The sequence below is a fragment of the Nonomuraea sp. NPDC048892 genome (assembly GCF_040649735.1).
Lineage (GTDB): Bacteria > Actinomycetota > Actinomycetes > Streptosporangiales > Streptosporangiaceae > Nonomuraea > Nonomuraea maheshkhaliensis.
Genome location: NZ_JBEZFZ010000020.1, coordinates 134,174 through 150,758, shown reverse-complemented (window position 1 = coordinate 150,758; position 16,585 = coordinate 134,174). Strand labels below are relative to the sequence as shown.

Sequence of the window (16,585 nt, the reverse complement as noted above, 5' to 3'; positions counted from 1 at the left end):
GGCCATTCGCCCGTGGCAGCACCGGCGCCACTTGCGTCGCCGGCGCTGCCACGGAGGGCGCCTCAATGCTTCATTGGACGCCGGTTACAGCGATTTTCCAGCGGCGTGGGCGACCTTCTCCCATCCGCCGGTTCACAGGGAAAGCGCCTCCGGCCCGAGCAGCGCCTTGATGTCGGCGGCGAAACTCGGCTCGGCGTTGACCGGCCACTCCGGCAGCGCCATCACCATGACCTTGCCCGCCGGCCGGCGCAGGTTGACCTGCAGCGGCACCTGGCCCTGGTGCATCTTCAAGACCTGCCGCAGCTCGTCCAGCAGGGTCGGTGTGATGCGTTCCTCGCGCAGCAGCAGGGTGATCGGAGCGCCGGACTCACTGACGCCGGACACGTCGATGATGGTCATCTCGTTCGCGAAGATGCTGATGGCGCCGTCGCGGTTGTTGATCTGGCCGCCGACCGACACCACGATGTCCGGCCGCAGCTCAGGCCCGTACAGCTCGTAGGCGCGGGGGAAGAACAGGCATTCCACGGCGGCGTCCATGTCCTCCACCGTGAGGATGGCCCATGTGTTGCCCGCCTTGTTCACCCGCCGGTCCACCTTCGTGACCAGTCCGGCCACGCGGACGTCGCCGCGGTCGTCGCGCCCGGAGTCGAGCAGGTCGACGATCGTGGTGTCCCGGTTGCGGGCGAGCAGCCGTTCGGTGCCGGCCAGCGGGTGGTCCGACACGTACAGGCCGAGCATCTCCCGCTCGAAGTCGAGCTTGGTCTTCTTGTCCCACTCCATGTCGGGGATGGCGATCGTGAACGCCGCGTCGTCGCCGGCGTCGTCCATCCCGCCGAACAGCGAGTCCTGGCCGTGGGCCTCGTTCTTCTTGATGTCGATGACGGACTCGACGGCCTGCTCGTGGATCATGAGCACGCCCTTGCGCGGGTGGGACATGGAGTCGTACGCGCCCGCCTTGATCAGCGACTCGATGACGCGCTTGTTGCAGGCGGTGAGCGGCACCTTGGCGAGGAAGTCGTTGAAGTCGGTGAAGCGGCCCTTCTCCGTGCGGGCCTTCACGATGCCGTCCACGACGTTCTCACCGACGTTGCGGACCGCGCCCATCCCGAACCGCACCTGCGTGTCGCCGACCGCGACGAAGTCGAGCTGGGAGTCGTTGACGTCCGGCGGGAGCACCTGGATGCCCATCTTGCGGCATTCGGCCAGGTAGACGGCCGCCTTGTCCTTGTCGTCACCCACGGAGGTGAGCAGGGCGGCCATGTACTCGGCCGGGTAGTTGGCCTTCAGGTAGGCGGTCCAGTAGGCGACGAGTCCGTAGCCGGCGGTGTGGGACTTGTTGAACGCGTACCCGGAGAAGGGCAGCATGACGTCCCACAGCGCCTGGATGGCCTCGTCGCTGTAGCCGTTGCCGCGCATGCCGGCCTGGAAGTTCGCGAACTCCTTGGCCAGGATCTCGGGCTTCTTCTTGCCCATGGCGCGGCGCAGCAGGTCGGCGCCGCCGAGCGAGTAGCCGGCCAGCTCACGGGCGACCGCCATGATCTGCTCCTGGTAGACGAGCAGGTGGAAGGTCGGCCCGAGGATCGGCTCCAGCGCCTCCTTCAGCTCCGGATGGATCGGCTCGATGTCCTGGCGGCCGTTCTTGCGGTGGGCGTAGTTGGTGTGCGCGTTGGCCGCCATCGGGCCGGGCCGGTAGAGGGCGAGCACGGCGGCGATGTCCTCGAACCGGGTCGGCTCCATCAGCTTCAGGAGCGAGCGCATGGGGCCGCCGTCGAGCTGGAACACGCCGAGCGTGTCGCCGCGGGCCAGCAGCTGGTACGTCTTGGCGTCGTCGAGCTCCATCGTCAGGGTGTCGAGCTCGACGCCCCGGTTCTGCTTGATGATCTTGATGGCGTGGTCGATGATGCCCAGGTTGCGCAGGCCCAGGAAGTCCATCTTGACCAGGCCCATGTCCTCACACGACGGGTAGTCGAACCCGGTGATGACGACGCCGTCCTTGTCCCGTTTATGCATGGGGATCAGGTCGAGCAGCGGGGTGGAGGACAGGATGACGGCGGCGGCGTGCACGCCGGTGCCGCGGATCAGCCCCTCGATGCCGCGGCCGGTGTCGATGACCTTGCGCACGTCGGGGTCGTTCTCGTACAGGGCGCGCAGTTCGGTGCCCTCGTTGTAGCGCGGGTGGTCCTCGTTGAACATGTCGGCGAGCGGGACGCCCTTGCCCATGACGTCCGGCGGCATCGCCTTGGTGATCTTGTCGCCCATCGCGAACGGGTAGCCGAGGATCCGGCTGGCGTCCTTGACGGCGGCCTTGGCCTTGATGGTGCCGAACGTGTTCACCTGCGCGGTGAACGCGCTGCCGTACTTCTCGGTGACGTAGGCCACCATGCGGTCGCGCTGGCGGTCGTCGAAGTCGAGGTCGACGTCGGGCGGGTTGATCCGCTCGGGGTTGAGGAAGCGCTCGAACAGCAGGCCGTGCTCCAGCGGGTCCAGCTCGGTGATGCGGGTGGCGTACGCCACGATGCTGCCGGTCGCCGACCCTCGTCCAGGGCCGACCGGGATGCCGTTGTCGCGGGCGTACTTGCAGATGTCGGCGACCACGAGGAAGTAGGAGGAGAACCCCATCGGGCCGATGACCTTCATCTCGGTCTCGTAGCGCTCCATCACCTCGGCGGGCACCGGCTCGCCGTACCGCATGACGAGGCCCTGCTCGCACTCCTTGCGCAGCCAGGACTCCTGTGTCTCCCCCTCGGGCACGTCCGGGTAGTCCGGCATCCGGTCCACCTGCTTGAACACGTCGCCGTAGTCGCCGATCATCTCGGCCACGAGCAGCGTGTTGTCGCACGCCTGCGGCAGCTCGGGAAACAGGCGGTACATGTCGTCGGCGGACTTGAGGTAGTAGCCGGACCCGTTGAACCGGAACCGGTTGGGGTCGTCCTTGTTCTTACCCACGCCGACGCACAGGAGGCTGTCGTGCGCGTCGGCCTGGTCCTCGGTCACGTAGTGGGAGTCGTTGGTGGCGAGCAGCGGGATGTTGAGCTGCTTGGCCAGCCGGAGCAGATCCTCGCGTACGTCACGCTCGATGTCGATGCCGTGGTCCATCAGCTCCAGGAAGTAGTTCTCCTTGCCGAAGATCTCCTGGTATTCGCCGGCCACCTTGACGGCCTCGTCGTACTGGCCGAGCCGGATCCTGGTCTGCACCGCGCCGGACGGGCAACCGGTCGTGGCGATGATCCCGGACGCGTGCTGCGAGACCAGGTCCTGGTCCATGCGGGGCTTGGAGTAGTAGCCCTCGAACGAGGCCAGCGACGACAGCCGGAACAGGTTGCGCAGCCCGTCGGCGTCCTTGGCCCACATCGTCATATGGGTGAACCGGCCGCCACCGGAGACGTCCTTACCACCCTCGCCGTCCGCCACGCCGGTCTCCGCGCGCTGCCCCCAGAACACCGGCTTCTTCACGAACCGGCTGTGCGGCGCCACGTACGCCTCGATCCCGATGATCGGCTTGACCGGGGAACCCGCCGCGACCTTCTGGAACTCGTACGCACCGAACATGTTGCCGTGGTCGCTCATCGCGATCGCCGGCATCTCCAGCCGCTCGGCCTCCTTGAACAGCGGCTTCAGCTTGGCCGCACCGTCCAGCATGCTGTACTCGGTGTGCACGTGCAGATGCACGAACGACTTGCTCACCCGGTCCCCTTAACGCTCGCCCCGGCAGACTTACCGCACGAGCCTATTCCGTCTTGTGGGGCTGATGGGGCATCGCGGGCCCAGTCGGTCGAGAGGGACGCGGGCCCGCGTCATCGTGTCCGCGTTGTGTCCTGCGGGGGGTCCTCGTGTTTCTGCCACGCGCGGAGTTTTTCGGGATTCATCACGATCCACACGTCCTGGATGCTGTCGTCGCAGGTGTGCAGCATGACGACCGCGGCCGTGGTGCCGGCCACGCGGACGACGAGCCCCGCCCCGCCGTTGATCGACGCCTCCACCAAGGTCACGTCGTCCTGCCCGCCGAACAGGCAGACGACGAAACGCGCGACCTGCTCGGCTCCGGTGACCGGCCGGACAGGTGCGCGTACCCGGCCGCCGCCGTCCGTGATCAGGGTGACGTCGGGAGCGAGCAGTACGGTCAACTCGCCGACGCCGTCCGTTCCCTCGCAAGCCCTCTTGAACGCCTGGACGATGCGGTCATACCGGTAGACGGGCACCCAGGGCGTCATCGGCCCGCCACGGGGCGCGCGTTCGCCAGGGTGACGGGATTCGGCCAGGAGGGGCGGACTCACCCTCGCCCCGTTCAGTCGTTCGAAGCACAGGCGGCTCGCGACGCTGGTGAGCCATGCGGTGGGCCAGCCGGCCTCGTCCTGCAGGTCCTCTGGCATCGCGTACCAGCGGGCATAAGTCTCCTGTACCACGTCCTCGGCTTCCCGCGCCGAGCCGAGCAACCGCTCAGCGACCGCGGTCAGCAGCCGCCGCTCGCTCACGATCGTGCTGATGCCCACGCAGAGCCGGCGCCAGGGCCGTCCGGGCTCAGACATGACGGACGGAACGACGGCGGACAGCCCAGGGGTGCGTGACGTTCATACCTCTACGACGACGTAGGGGCGTTCCTGTGTGAGGCGGACACCGCGGGAATCAGCCGGTGCGGTGGCCACAGGAGAAGGGCGGACCGTCCGCTCGGCTGAGGCAAGTGGTACAGCCAGGAAGCCGACAAGTGGACTAGTTCACTGGTCCGTTCTCCGCCTAGCGTCGATGGCATGGATCTGAAAAGCAATTCCGAACTCACTCTGCTTCTTGACGGGACGCCGCTCCAGCTTCCCGATCCTGCCCATGCGATGACTGTGCTCATCGAGCTGCCGCCCGGCGACTCCGGTTCCCCGCCACACCGGCACTCGGGCCCGGTTTACGGGTACATGATCGAAGGGGAGGTGATTTTCGAGCTTGAGGGTGAGCCGGAACGGGTGATCCGCACGGGCGAGGCGTTCTGGGAGCCCGGCGGCGACGTCATCCACTACCAGGCGGCCAACAACCTGTCCGACCGGTGGAGCCGGTTCGTCGTGGTCATGTTCTGCGTGCCCGGTGAGCCGATGCTCAGCTACGTCGGCGACGAGGAGCTCGCGGCCCGCCGTGACCGCCGCGTCCCCCGTCCGTCCTGAGGCCGGCCGGCGGCCGTCCCGGGAGTGGGTGCCCGCTCGCGGCGTTCGCCGGTGGCACCCCTACCCGCTTGTTCCTGACAGGCCGCTGACCAGCGAGACCAGCAGGTCGAGTGTCTGACGCCAAGCGTGCTGCGGCGGTGTGGCGTAGCCGATGAGCAGGGCGGCGGGCCGCTCCTGGTCTGTCGGATACCAGTAGTCCGCCGTGTGCAAGCCCTGCAGGAGCAGGCCCGAGCGCTCCGCCGTGGCGACCAGTTCACGTTCGGCGGCTTCCGAGGCGAGCGGCAGTAGCGTGTGCAACCCGGCGGCGACGCCTGTGAGCGGTGCGTCGGTGACCACCGCAAGCCGTTCGGCCAGCTCCTGGCGGCGCCGCCGGTAAGCCAGCCGGGCCCGCCGTACGTGCCGGTCGTAGCTCCCGCGGGAGAGCAGGTCAGCGAGCACGAGCTGATCGATCACCGGTGGCGCCGAGCCGGTCTCTCGCACGGTCCGTAGCAGCGGGCCGCGCAGGGAGGCGGGCACCACCAGCCAGCCGAGCCGCACCCCCGGGGCCAGGGTCTTGCTGGTGCTGCCCGCGTAGATCACCCGGTCGGGTGCCAGCGGCTGCATCGCGCCAACCGGTTGCCGGCCGTAGCGGAACTCGCCGTCGTAGTCGTCCTCGATCACGTAGGCGTCGTTCCGCCGGGCCCAGTCGATGAACGCCGAGCGCCTCCCGGGCGCCAGCACGACGCCCCACGGGTGCTGGTGCGCGGGAGTGAGCAGCGCGAACCCCGTGTCATCCGGCAAGTGCGCCGGATCGGACCCACCAGCGTCCACCGCCAGCGGCACCGGATCGATCCCCGCCGCGGCCAGCAGTTCGCGGTGCACCGCGAATCCCGGGTCCTCGGTGGCCGCGCTCCGGGCGCCGAGAGCACGGAAGGTGCGCGCGAGCAGCGCGAGCGCTTGGGTGAACCCGGCGGTGATCACCGTCGATCCGGCGCTCGCAGACACTCCACGGGTCCGCGAGACGTACTCGGCGACTGCCGAGCGCAGCACGGGCATGCCTGCCGGATCGGGGTAACCCAGCTGCTCGGACTCCATCGCCGACATCACCCGGCGGACGCCGGCGACCCAGTCCGCGCGCGGAAAGGCGCTGACGTCGGGCCGGCCGGGACGCAGGTCGCCGAGGGCCGTGACGCCCGGCTCCGGAGGAGCGTGGTCGGCGGCCTGGCTGGTACCGGACTCCGGCAGCACGTCGGCCACCCGGGTGCCGGATCCGCGCACGCCTGTCAGCCACCCTCCAGCGATGAGCTGCGTGTATGCCTGGACGACCGTGCCTCTGGACAAGCCGAGGTCGGCGGCGAGGGTACGGGTGCCGGGCAGCCGGGTGCCCGCGGTCAGCCGCCCCCGTCGCACGGCCTCGCGCAGGGCGCTCTCCAGCGACCGTCCGGCCCCGCGGTCGCGGGTCAGGTCGAGATGCAGGTCGAGACCTGACCCGCAGTCAGCCTCATCGTCCGGCGAGTTTCGCACCTGCCGACCCCCTCTGGTCTCGCGTCGCATGCCCCCATCCGCGAGCGCCGGCGAGAACACCCAGCTTCCCACCACGGGGACGGACTGCCGCTACAGGCCTCTTCGCGTGTGGCCTCGCTCACAGTTCGAGGTGAATCATCACACCGGTCCCGTCCCTGTCGTCGAGACAGTCGTAGCCATCAGTACTCCTGGCCTGCCGCAACGGCCGGGAGCGATCGGGGAGTGTCATCGATGCAAGCAACGAAGTTTCGCAGTCTCGCCTTCGGGGCGGCCGTGACCGCGGCACTTGCCGCGGGAACGCCGCTCGCCGCCCAGAGCAGCGGCGAACAGACCGTGACCGCGCAGCGGCCTGCGGCGCAGGCACACGCGGCAACCGGACCCCAGGGCGCAGGGGAGCTGATCTCGGCCAAGGCCCTCGCCGCCTTGGACCCGGCGCTGGCGTCGGTGGCCGGACGGGCGGATCGGCTCACCTATCGCTCCCGGTCGCTGAACGGTGATGACATCGTGGTCAGTGGGGTGCTCCTCAAGCCGAAAGGCAAGGTGCCCAAGGGAGGCTGGCCCGTGGTGTCGTGGGGGCACGGGTCCTCCGGCACCAGCGACCAGTGCGCTCCGTCCACCACGGCGAACAAGGACGGCAAGGTCGACCTGTACGGCTACAGCGGTTTCATCGTCGAACTGCTCAAGGCCGGCTATGCGGTGGCCGCGACCGACTACGAGGGCCTGGGCACCCCTGGTGAGCATCCCTACATCGTGGCTGACAGCGAAGGCCGTGGCATGATCGATGCCGTTCGCGCCGCGATCCAGGCCGAGCCCTCGCTGTCGAAGTCGTGGTTCGCCGTCGGGCATTCCCAGGGCGGGCAGGCCGCCATCGCCGCCGGGGAACTCTCCAAGACCTGGGGCCGGGGCCTCGATTTCCGGGGCACGGTCGGGATGGCACCGGTGACCGACGTCGGTCAGGCCTACAACTACGGTTCGCCCGGCCCGGTGGACCGCGGCTTCTATCTGCTGGCGCTGCAGGGTTTGAAAACGCTGCACCCCGGCTTGCGGTACGACGACTACCTCGGCGACCAGGCCATGCGCATGCTGCCTGTAGCCGAGAAGGAGTGCACCGCGAAAATCTGGGAGTACTTCTCCACCGACCTCGGCGACAAGCTGAACGACTTCCAGTTCACGCCTCAGACCCCGCAGGCCGCGCTGAAGCTGCAGCCCTTGCTGGACGCGCAGAGCGTGCCTCGCGGAAAGACCCCCGGCCCGATGCTGCTGCTCCAAGGTGATCAGGACCCGTCCATCAAGATCGCCGTGACCAAGCAGGCGGCTCACGACGCCCGCGCGGCCGGCACCGCGGTCAAGCTCCGCGTCTACCCGGGCAAGGACCACTACTCCGTGCTGACCCCGCACGACGAAGGCGGCGCGGCCACTGACGTCATCAACTGGCTCAACAGCCACAAGAGCCGATGACGGCCAGACAGGACAGACGGATCGGGAAGATCCATCTTTGCCGCGGTCCTGGATGAATGCGGTGTACAGCGGCATAGCCTCGGTACACGGGGAGAAACAGTGATCTCGGGTGGTTCGCCACGTGAACCGCGGAAGGAGAGCCGTCATGCCACGCTACCGGGGGCAGGCCGCACTCCCCCTGACTTCGATCCTCGACGAACGCGCCACCGTGACGCCGGACGATCGCGTCACCTTGCTGAATCTCGCGTACAGAATGCTCGGCTCCACCCACGACGCCGAGGACGTCGTGCAGGACGCCTACGCGCGGTGGTATGCCCTCTCGGACGAAGCACAGCGCGCCATCCAATCGCAGATCGCCTGGCTCGTGCGGGTGACCAGCAGGATCTGCCTGGACCAGCTCAGCTCGGCCCGGGCGCGCCGGGAAAGGTACGTCGGCGACTGGCTTCCTGACCCTCTTCCCGGCGACGCCCGGTGGTCCAGCGCCGCGAAAACCCAGCAGGACGATCCGGCCGAGCAGGTAACTCTCGACGACTCCGTCAGTATGGGCGTACTCGTCATGCTCGAATCCGTGACTCCGGCCGAACGGGTCGCCTTCGTCCTGCACGACATCTTCAACCTGCCGCATCCTGAGATCGCCGACATCGTCGGACGTACTCCGGAGGCCTGCCGTCAGCTCGCCACCTCGGCCAGGCGGCACCTCCAGCGCGACCGGCGCCTCACCGTCAATGCCCATCAGCATCGCAGCGTCGTCGCCGCCTTCAAGAACGCCTGCGAGCACGGTGACTTCGACAGCCTGATCAAGCTGCTCGACCCCCAGGTGAGCGTTCGCACCGACGGCGGAGGAAAGGTCCGGGCGGCCCTGCGCCCGATCGCCGGCTCCGAGAAGGCGGCGCGCTATTTCCTCGGCCTGCGCGAGAAGAATTTCGCCCAGGAGATCACCGAAGAAAGCGTCAACGGCCGCCCCGGATTGGTCACCCACGCCAACGGCGGAATCAATGGCGTCATGGCCATCGCCGTCCACGACCGCCGCGTCACCGATATTTGGCTGATAGTCAATCCGGACAAACTCCAGGCCTGGCGGGGCTTCAATCTGTGACGATTCAGCGGCGGCAATCGTGAGGTCGTTCGGCTATGAGATATGCCCTACCGGACGAATGCGAAAAATGGCCGATCAGTTTCTATGCTGAAGAAATGAATAACGCACAGAGCCGACGCGCACTCATCGTCGGAATGGGAATCAGCGGTATGGCCACGGCGATCCGGTTGCGTCAGATCGGCTGGGAGCCGATCATCGTCGAACGGGCACAGCAGCGCCGAACGGGGGGCTACTTCGTACTGCTGTGGGGAGCGGGGCGCGCGAGCGCCGAGCGGCTGGGCATGGGGCCGGGCGTGCCGGACCACGGCGCCCCCGACACCGTCCACTACGAGATCGACCGCCGCGGCAACCGGACCAGCACGGCCATCCTCGGCGACCTTCCCGGCGGTCCGCGCATGATGCTGCGGGGCGACGTCGAGAACGCCGCGTTCGAAGCGTTGCCCGGCGACGTCGAGATCCGCTTCTCCACCGTCCCGACAGAGATCCGGCAAGATGCCGACGGCGTCGCCGTAACCCTGCGCGACACCGCGAACGGCGACACCGTGACCGAGCGGTTCGGCCTGGTCGTCGGCGCGGACGGGCTGAGGTCGACCGTGCGCAGCCTGGTGTTCGGCCCGCACGAGCGCTACATGCACCGACTGGGCGGGATCACCTGTGCCTTCCAGCTCTCCAAGCCCCTGCCCGGCCTCGCGCAGGAAGACACCGCCGTACTGCTGGAACCGGACCACGACCGCGCGATGTGGGTGTTCGGTTTCCAGGACCGGATCCCCACGGTCATGCTCACGTACCGCACTGACGACATCGACTCCGAGTTCCGCCTGCCTCCGGCCCAGCGGCTGCGTCAGGTCTTCGGCGACCGCCCGACGGGCAAACTGCTCGGCGCTGTCCTCGACGAGGCCGACAAGGTGAAGGACATCCTCTTCGACTCGGCCGAACAAGTACGGATGGACTCCTGGCATCGAGGGCGGGTGGTTCTACTGGGTGATTCGGCATGGTGCGTTACGCTCTACGCCGGAATGGGTGTCTCGGCAGGGTTGGTGGGAGCGGATCTGCTCGGCTCCATGCTGCAGCGGCATCCGGACGACCTCGAAACGGCGTTGACCGAATGGGAAGGCAAACTGCGACCGGTCATCACCGAGTGGCAGGGCACGGCCGAAGGGCTGCGTCAGTGGTTCAACCCGTCGGGCCGCCGCGAGAAACTGCTGCGCCTTTTCTGGACCCGGGGCGAGGACTGGCCCGTCATCGGCCGCTGGGTCCGGCAGTTTTTCATGCGCGGCAGAATGTCGAAGAATGCGGACGTCGCTGCGGTATGAGCCCGGATCAGCTGCGGTGACCGAGCTTGTGCGGCACATCCCGGCCAAGGGCGCACGCATCTTCCAGGTGACGCGAAAGCCGGTGCTGCGAAAGCCGGTGCTGCGGAAGCCGGTGCTGCGGAAGCTGGTGCTGCGGAAGCTGGTGCTGCGGAAGCTGGTGCTGCGGAAGCTGGTGCTCCGCCACGCGTTGCGGAGCACCAGCGTCCCGGACATCGTGCGGTCGGCGCGCATCGGCGACCGCACGCCTGCTACTCGCCGCCGGGTTCCACGATCATGAAGGTGGCCGTGCCCACCGCCATGTTCCCGGCCTTGTCGGTGGCCCGGTACGACAGCGTGTGCTCGCCCGGCTGGTCCACCGTCAGCGGCTTCGTGTACGCCGCGAACGGCTGGCCGTCGAGTGAGTACTCCACCGTGTCCAGCCCGGACCCGACGTCGCTCGCCGTCAGCTTGACCGTGGCCGAGCCGACGTAGTTCCACGCCCAGTCCATGCTGCCGGTGAGCGCGGCCGACACCTGCGGCAGCGTGGTGTCGTCCTCAGGACGCACCACGGTGAACCTCAGCGTCGCCACCGGCGAGGTGTTGCCGGCCTTGTCGGTGGCCCGGTACGACAGCGTGTGCGCGCCCGCCTGGGTGACGGACACGGGGGACGGATACTCGGTGTAGGGCCCGCCGTCGAGCGAGTACTCCAGGGTGTCGACCCCCGACTCGGTGTCGTTCACCGAGAGCATCACGGTCGCCGAGCCGACGTAGTTGCCCGCCGAGTCCTGCTGGCCCGACAGCACCGCCGAGACCTGCGGCGGGGTGGTGTCCCCTCCTTGCGAGGGCGCCACCGTGAACGTCGCCGTGCCCACCGGCGAGGTGTTGCCGGCCTTGTCGGTGGCCCGGTACGACAGGCTGTGCGCGCCGGGCTGGTCGACCGAGAGGGGCTCCGTGTAGACCGCGTACGGCTGGCCGTCGAGCGAGTACTCCACGGTGTCCACGCCGGAGCCGGAGTCGGTCGCCGTGAGCGTGACCGTCGCCGCGCCCACGTACTCGCCCTCCTCGTTCCTGTCGCCGGTCACCTCACCGGTGACCTCGGGCGGCGTGGTGTCCTCCTCCTGCGGCGCCACCACCGTGAACGCCACCGAGGCCACCGGCGAGGTGTTGCCCGCCTTGTCGGTGGCCCGGAAGGTCACCGTGTGCGCGCCGGGCTGGTTGACCGACACCGGGGCCGTGTAGGGCGCGAACTGCCCGCCGTCCAGCGCGTACTCGACCGTGTCCACCCCGGATTCGGTGTCGCTCGCCGAGATCGTGACCGTCGCCGCGCCCACGTAGGCGCCGTTCTCGTCCTGGTCGCCCGCCACCTGCGCGGAGACCTGCGGTGCGGTCGTGTCCTCCTCCCCGCCTTCGGTGACGACGAGTTCGCCGACCATCTGGCCGTGACCGGGAATCACGCAGGAGAAGCGGTACTTGCCGGGGGTGAGGTTGACCTGGGCGGTGTGCCGGCCGCCGTTGGCGTCGACGGGGCTGGCGATGATGTTGAGGGTGACGTCGTGGTTGTAGCCGGGGGTGGAGGTGTCGAACGTCAGCGTGTGCGTCATGCCGGTGGAGTTGCCGGTGTCCGTGCTGTTCTCGAAGACGATGGTGGCGGGGCCCGCCGTCGCGGACTCCGGCACCGACTTGTACGCGGTCATGCTGTCGTCGGCGGTCCAGGTGAGCACCTGGTCCGCCGCCCGCGCGCCGGCCACCTGTGTGGCGGTGGACTGCGTCCCGGACATACGGGGCTGCGTGGCGGCCTGGACAGAGGAGAGGAAGAGCGCGGGCAGCGCCACGGCGAGCAGCACCACGGCCAGGCGCGGCGCCGTCACCGCTCCGGACGCTCGACGTAAGGTCCTGATCACGAGAGAGGGGAGAGATTCGGCATGCATGTGTCGATGCACCTTTCCGAGCTGGGTGGGGTGCCGGGCGGGGTACGCTCCCCCGCCCGGCACCCGGCCTAGAGTTCGCGCACGCGGATGTTGCGGAAGTCGATCACGTCGCTGTTGCCGTGGTTCTGCAGCCCGACGAACCCGCTGATGAACTGGCGCAGGTCCGTGGGCGGGTCACCGGCGCGAGACGACTCCTTGCCCGGCGTGTTGTCGAACTCGTTGATCACCGTGCCGTTGCGGATGATCGTGTAGTGCTGGCCGACCACCCGGACCTCGTAGTCGTTCCACTGGCCCTTCGGGGTCGCCCCGGCCCGGCCCAGGCCGTTGGGTGAGAAGTTGTAGATGGAGCCCGTCTTCTGCGGCTCGCCCGTGTCGCCGTCGTAGATCTGGATCTCGTGGCCGCAGTAGATCGCGACCCACGCGGGCGACGTACGCGCCGAGCCGACCGTGCCGCAGCTTCCTGCGGGACGCTGCTCCAGCGGGGTCCTCGGGTCCGGGAACCGGACGAAGACGCCGCTGTTGGCGCGGGTCGGGTCGGGCGAGCTGTCACGGAACTGCAGCCGGACCGAGAAGTCGGCGTACGCCTTGTCGGAGTACCACAACATGCCCAGACCACCCGAGCTGCGGATCGTGCCGTCCGGCCGGAGGTCGAACCGCCCGGACGGCGCCTGGGTCCAGCCGATCAGCGACGACGCCGTGCCGTCGAAGATGGACTCGTACCCGCTCACGTTCCCGACCTCCGACTGGCGGGCGGCGGTGCGCAGGGCCTCCGCCTCCTGGGCGGTGATGACGCCGTCCGCCAGGAGCTGGTCCGCGACGGTCCGGGCGTGCTTGACGAACTGGTTGTGGTTCTTCCAGGCGCGCTCGTCGTCGATCAGGTCGTTGATCGTGCAGCCGCCGGCGGCGACCTTGTTGCGCACGCCGGTGAGCGTGTCGAGGAACTGCACCGTCGGCCGGGCGTCGGGCGCGCCGCAGCCGACCGTGACGACGATCTTCCCGGTGGCCTGCTCGCCGTCGGCGTAGGTGACCTTCAGCGTCGCCTGGTAGGTGCCGAAGCCGGGGTAGGTGTGGGTCGGGGCGGGATCCGTCGACACCTCGCTGCCGTCGCCGAAGTTCCACTCCCACGCCACGCCGCCGGCCTGGGCGCTGGAGAACGCCATCGTCCTCGGGTCGGCGTTCTGCCGGGCGGGACGCGCCACGGCCGCGGCCGGGTCCGGCGTCGCCGGGCCGCCCTTGTAGGTGACGCGGACCAGCTTCTGGTTGGCGTGCAGGCTGAAGAAGCCGTTGCCGTAGTCGAGCAGGTAGAGCGCGCCGTCGGGGCCGAACTTGGCGTCCATCCACGACTGGATCTGGTTGGCGCCGACGCCGCCCGGGATGATGGTGCGCAGGTCCTCGGCGAAGGCCGGCCGGCCCGCCTCCCTGGCGGTCTCCGGGTTCACGGTCACGGCGATGCGGTTGTTGCTGTTGCCCTCGTCACCGATGAGCCACTTGTTGTCCCAGTACTCCGGCCAGGCGACCCCGCTCTCCGTGTCGGCCTGGGAACGGTGGTAGGTCGGCCCCGACATGACCGCCTGGTTGCCGCCCTTGAGGTAGGGCATGGTGAAGGTCTCCTCGCCCTGCTTGTACGTCGGGAGACCGCTGTCGTCGGACCGCTTCGGGTAGACCGGGCCGCCGCCCTGCGGCGAGTACCAGATCATGTTCTTGCGCGCCGGCGGGATGTCGACCAGGCCGGTGTTGCGCGGCGAGGTGTTCTTCAGGTTGTCGCAGTCGTACCAGCCGGCCGGCTGCGTGGCGTCGCTGTTGCTGCGGTCGCGGTAGGGCTGCTTGTCGCCCATGCAGTACGGCCAGCCCTGGTTTCCGGCCGAGGTGAGCACCGTCACGGTCTCGTACTTCGCCGGTCCCCACGTCTCGCTCGGACCGAAGGCGTCAGGACCGACCCAGCCGGCCGTGATCCAGTCGTTCTTCTTGTCCCACTGCAGCCGGGCGATGTTACGCACGCCCATCACCCAGATCTCCGGGCGGGTCTTGCCGCCGCCCTCCTCCTTGCCGGTGAACAGGTTGCCCTCGGGGATCGTGTAGGTCCCGTCGGGCTCGGGGTGGATGCGCAGGATCTTGCCGTTGAGGTCGTTGGTGTTCCCGGCGGTACGGCGGGCGTCCTGGAACGAGGTGCCCTTGTAGTCCTGGGTCCAGTTGTTGCCGGAGTAACCGCTGGATCCGCCGGAGGAGTTGCTGTCACCGGAGCCGATGTAGAGGTTGCCGGACTCGTCGAAGGTCATGCCTCCGCCCGCGTGGCAGCAGCTGTGGATCTGGGTGTCCCATTGCAGCAGGTCCTTGCGGCTGCTCTGGTCGATCGTCTGGGTCCGCGAGTCGTAGTCGAACCGGGAGACCGTACGCTTGCCGATGCGCCGGTTCTTGTCGATCGACGCGTGCGGCATCCAGTACACGTAGATCCAGCCGTTCTCCGCGAAGTCCGGGTCGAGGGTGATGCCGACCAGGCCCTCCTCGTTCTTGACCAGCTCGTCGCCGCTGCCGCGGTTGCCCATGACGGGCAGCGTGGTCAGCAGCTTGACCTGCTTGGCCCGCGGGTCCCACTGGTGGATGGTGCCGCAGCCGAGGCCCACCTTCGGGTCGTTCCAGTCGGGGATCGGGCCGGTGGCGCAGGCCGCCTTGCCGATGTAGAAGACCTTGCCGTTCGGCGCGACGGTCAGGCCGTGCGGCTCGCCGATCTGGTCCATCTGGCCCTGCGCGTTCGTCGTGGTCAGCCGTTCCACGGCGTAGTTGGACGCGATGGTCGCCTGGCAGTCGCCCCTGACGATGCCGGTCGCCCACCGGATGGCGCCGGCGAGGTGCGAACGGAACTGCGTGTCGCCGGTGTAGCTGGCCGCGGTGCCGCCCATGCCGGTGTAGAAGGAGCGGCCGCCGTCGTAGTCACGGCACCAGGAGACCGGATGGAACGCGCCGTTGCCGTCCATCTTCGGGTTGTAGGTCCACTCCTCGACCTGCGCGATCGTGTGGACCTTGCCCACCGGGTTCGGGTTCCAGCTCAGCCACTTGTCGGTCCGCGACAGGGTGAGCGGCAGCCCCTCGTTCGCCGGGTGCTGACGGTCGAGGATGTCCACGACGGCCTTCTGCGGCTTCGGCTCGGGGGGAGGCGCGGAGTCGGGCCCGAACAGCCGCAGCTCGGCGAGCTGGGTCAGCGGCTCACCGCTGTTCGCGCTGACGTCGAGCCGGTAGTACTGGTACGCCGTGGTGTTCTCGAACTCGTACTCCTTGGTCTGGAACCGCTGGGAGAAGGTCTCCCCGGTACGCCTGTCGAGATCCGTCCAGGTCGTCCCGTTCTGCGAGCCCTGGAGGGTCCAGTCCCTGGGGTCCCGGCCGGCGAAGTCGTTGGCCGACGTCAGCGCGTAGTGTGCCACCGCGACGGCCTTGTCCAGCTTGCCCTGCACCCACGCGGTCGGCGTCCTGGCCAGCCACTTGGTGTCGTTGTCCCCGTCGAACACCTTGTCCTTGGTCTCGTTCGGCGGGTTCTCCGCGCTCGCCGCGCTCTCCGTCACCTTCTCCGCGATGGGGAGGGCGCCGACGGGACGGGTGCCGATCAGCTCGGTGAACCAGGCCGAGTCCACCTGCGCGCGGGCGGCGTCACGGATGCCGACGAACCCGCCACCGCCCCTGATGAACGCCTGGAAGGCGGCGAGCTGCGCCTCGTCCAGGGTCACGCCCTTGGCGGACAGGAACACCACGCCACGGAAGCGGGCCAGGTTGTCGGCGGTGAAGACCGCCGGGTCCTGGGCCTCCTCGACGGAGAACCCGTTCTTCTTGCTCAGTTCCCTGATCGCCGTCGCGGCCGCCCGTACCGGGTCGTCCTGCTGCGCGGCCTGGCCGCTGAAGACCAGCACGCGGACGGGGACCTTCTTGGCGGCCGGGGCGGGGGCCTGGGCCAGGGCCGGCACGACGGCCGGGGGCGCCAGCCCGAGCACCAGGACGGCGACCGACAGCGTTGTCAGGACGCGCCGCCAGAAGCGTGATCGGAACGGTAAACGGTCTGTTCGACCCATCGTTGCTCCTCGGGATCGAGAGTGGCTCAGGACCTGCTGCGGACGCGTTCGGGGACATCCGCGGTCCGGGGTTTCGAGGTCTGCGTGGGGCATGACGGCATGGCACGTT

General features: G+C 68.6%; 10 protein-coding genes. 5 read left to right on the top strand and 5 right to left on the bottom strand.

Translation table 11 applies throughout. The annotated features are described in order from the left end of the window. Positions 1-132: 132 nt before the first annotated feature. Both dnaE and AB0C28_RS42245 read right to left on the bottom strand, forming a co-directional pair. Complete coding sequence (gene dnaE, locus AB0C28_RS42250; RefSeq protein WP_358081195.1) at positions 133-3,684, bottom strand: DNA polymerase III subunit alpha; 3,552 nt, start codon at positions 3,682-3,684, stop codon at positions 133-135. Positions 3,685-3,794: 110 nt separating this feature from the next. Then, entirely contained in the window at positions 3,795-4,526 is a 732-nt protein-coding gene (locus tag AB0C28_RS42245; protein WP_358081192.1) for a sigma factor, read from the bottom strand. Between the two features lie 297 nt (positions 4,527-4,823). Between AB0C28_RS42245 and AB0C28_RS42240 the strand changes: the two genes are divergently transcribed. Next, entirely contained in the window at positions 4,824-5,144 is a 321-nt protein-coding gene (locus AB0C28_RS42240) for a cupin domain-containing protein (protein ID WP_358081190.1), read from the top strand. A gap of 60 nt (positions 5,145-5,204) precedes the next feature. Here the strand turns inward: AB0C28_RS42240 and AB0C28_RS42235 are convergent, their stop codons facing one another. After that, positions 5,205-6,647 carry a PLP-dependent aminotransferase family protein gene (locus AB0C28_RS42235; RefSeq protein ID WP_358081188.1) on the bottom strand — a complete coding sequence of 481 codons (1,443 nt, stop codon included), beginning with the start codon at positions 6,645-6,647 and terminating at the stop codon, positions 5,205-5,207. A gap of 231 nt (positions 6,648-6,878) precedes the next feature. Here AB0C28_RS42235 and AB0C28_RS42230 point away from each other — a divergent pair, with 231 nt between their 5' ends. The 4 genes from AB0C28_RS42230 (at position 6,879) to AB0C28_RS42215 (ending at position 10,791) form a co-directional block, all read left to right on the top strand. After that, the gene (locus AB0C28_RS42230) at positions 6,879-8,105 is read left to right on the top strand and encodes an alpha/beta fold hydrolase (protein ID WP_358081185.1); all 1,227 of its coding nucleotides are present in this window, start codon (positions 6,879-6,881) and stop codon (positions 8,103-8,105) included. Positions 8,106-8,250: 145 nt separating this feature from the next. Continuing rightward, complete coding sequence (gene sigJ / locus AB0C28_RS42225; RefSeq protein ID WP_358081182.1) at positions 8,251-9,201, top strand: RNA polymerase sigma factor SigJ; 951 nt, start codon at positions 8,251-8,253, stop codon at positions 9,199-9,201. A 149-nt stretch (positions 9,202-9,350) separates the two neighbouring features. Beyond that, positions 9,351-10,514, top strand: coding sequence for an FAD-dependent monooxygenase (locus AB0C28_RS42220; RefSeq protein WP_358081179.1), 1,164 nt, complete (start codon positions 9,351-9,353; stop codon positions 10,512-10,514). Between the two features lie 16 nt (positions 10,515-10,530). Next, entirely contained in the window at positions 10,531-10,791 is a 261-nt protein-coding gene (locus AB0C28_RS42215; protein WP_358081176.1) for a hypothetical protein, read from the top strand. Here the strand turns inward: AB0C28_RS42215 and AB0C28_RS42210 are convergent. After that, positions 10,763-12,361: a chitobiase/beta-hexosaminidase C-terminal domain-containing protein gene (locus tag AB0C28_RS42210; protein ID WP_358081173.1), complete on the bottom strand. Its 1,599-nt coding sequence runs from the start codon at positions 12,359-12,361 to the stop codon at positions 10,763-10,765. The genes AB0C28_RS42215 and AB0C28_RS42210 overlap by 29 nt on opposite strands. Positions 12,362-12,489: 128 nt before the next feature. After that, positions 12,490-16,476, bottom strand: coding sequence for a ThuA domain-containing protein (locus AB0C28_RS42205; RefSeq protein ID WP_358081170.1), 3,987 nt, complete (start codon positions 16,474-16,476; stop codon positions 12,490-12,492). Positions 16,477-16,585: the final 109 nt, after the last annotated feature.

Coding starts and splice junctions, on each gene's coding strand:
- AB0C28_RS42240 (WP_358081190.1), top strand. CDS start 4,824: ATGACTGTGCTCATCGAGCTGCCGCCCGGCGACTCCGGTTCCCCGCCA.
- AB0C28_RS42245 (WP_358081192.1), bottom strand. CDS start 4,526: ATGTCTGAGCCCGGACGGCCCTGGCGCCGGCTCTGCGTGGGCATCAGC.
- sigJ (WP_358081182.1), top strand. CDS start 8,251: ATGCCACGCTACCGGGGGCAGGCCGCACTCCCCCTGACTTCGATCCTC.
- AB0C28_RS42220 (WP_358081179.1), top strand. CDS start 9,351: ATGGCCACGGCGATCCGGTTGCGTCAGATCGGCTGGGAGCCGATCATC.
- AB0C28_RS42230 (WP_358081185.1), top strand. CDS start 6,879: ATGCAAGCAACGAAGTTTCGCAGTCTCGCCTTCGGGGCGGCCGTGACC.
- AB0C28_RS42205 (WP_358081170.1), bottom strand. CDS start 16,476: ATGGGTCGAACAGACCGTTTACCGTTCCGATCACGCTTCTGGCGGCGC.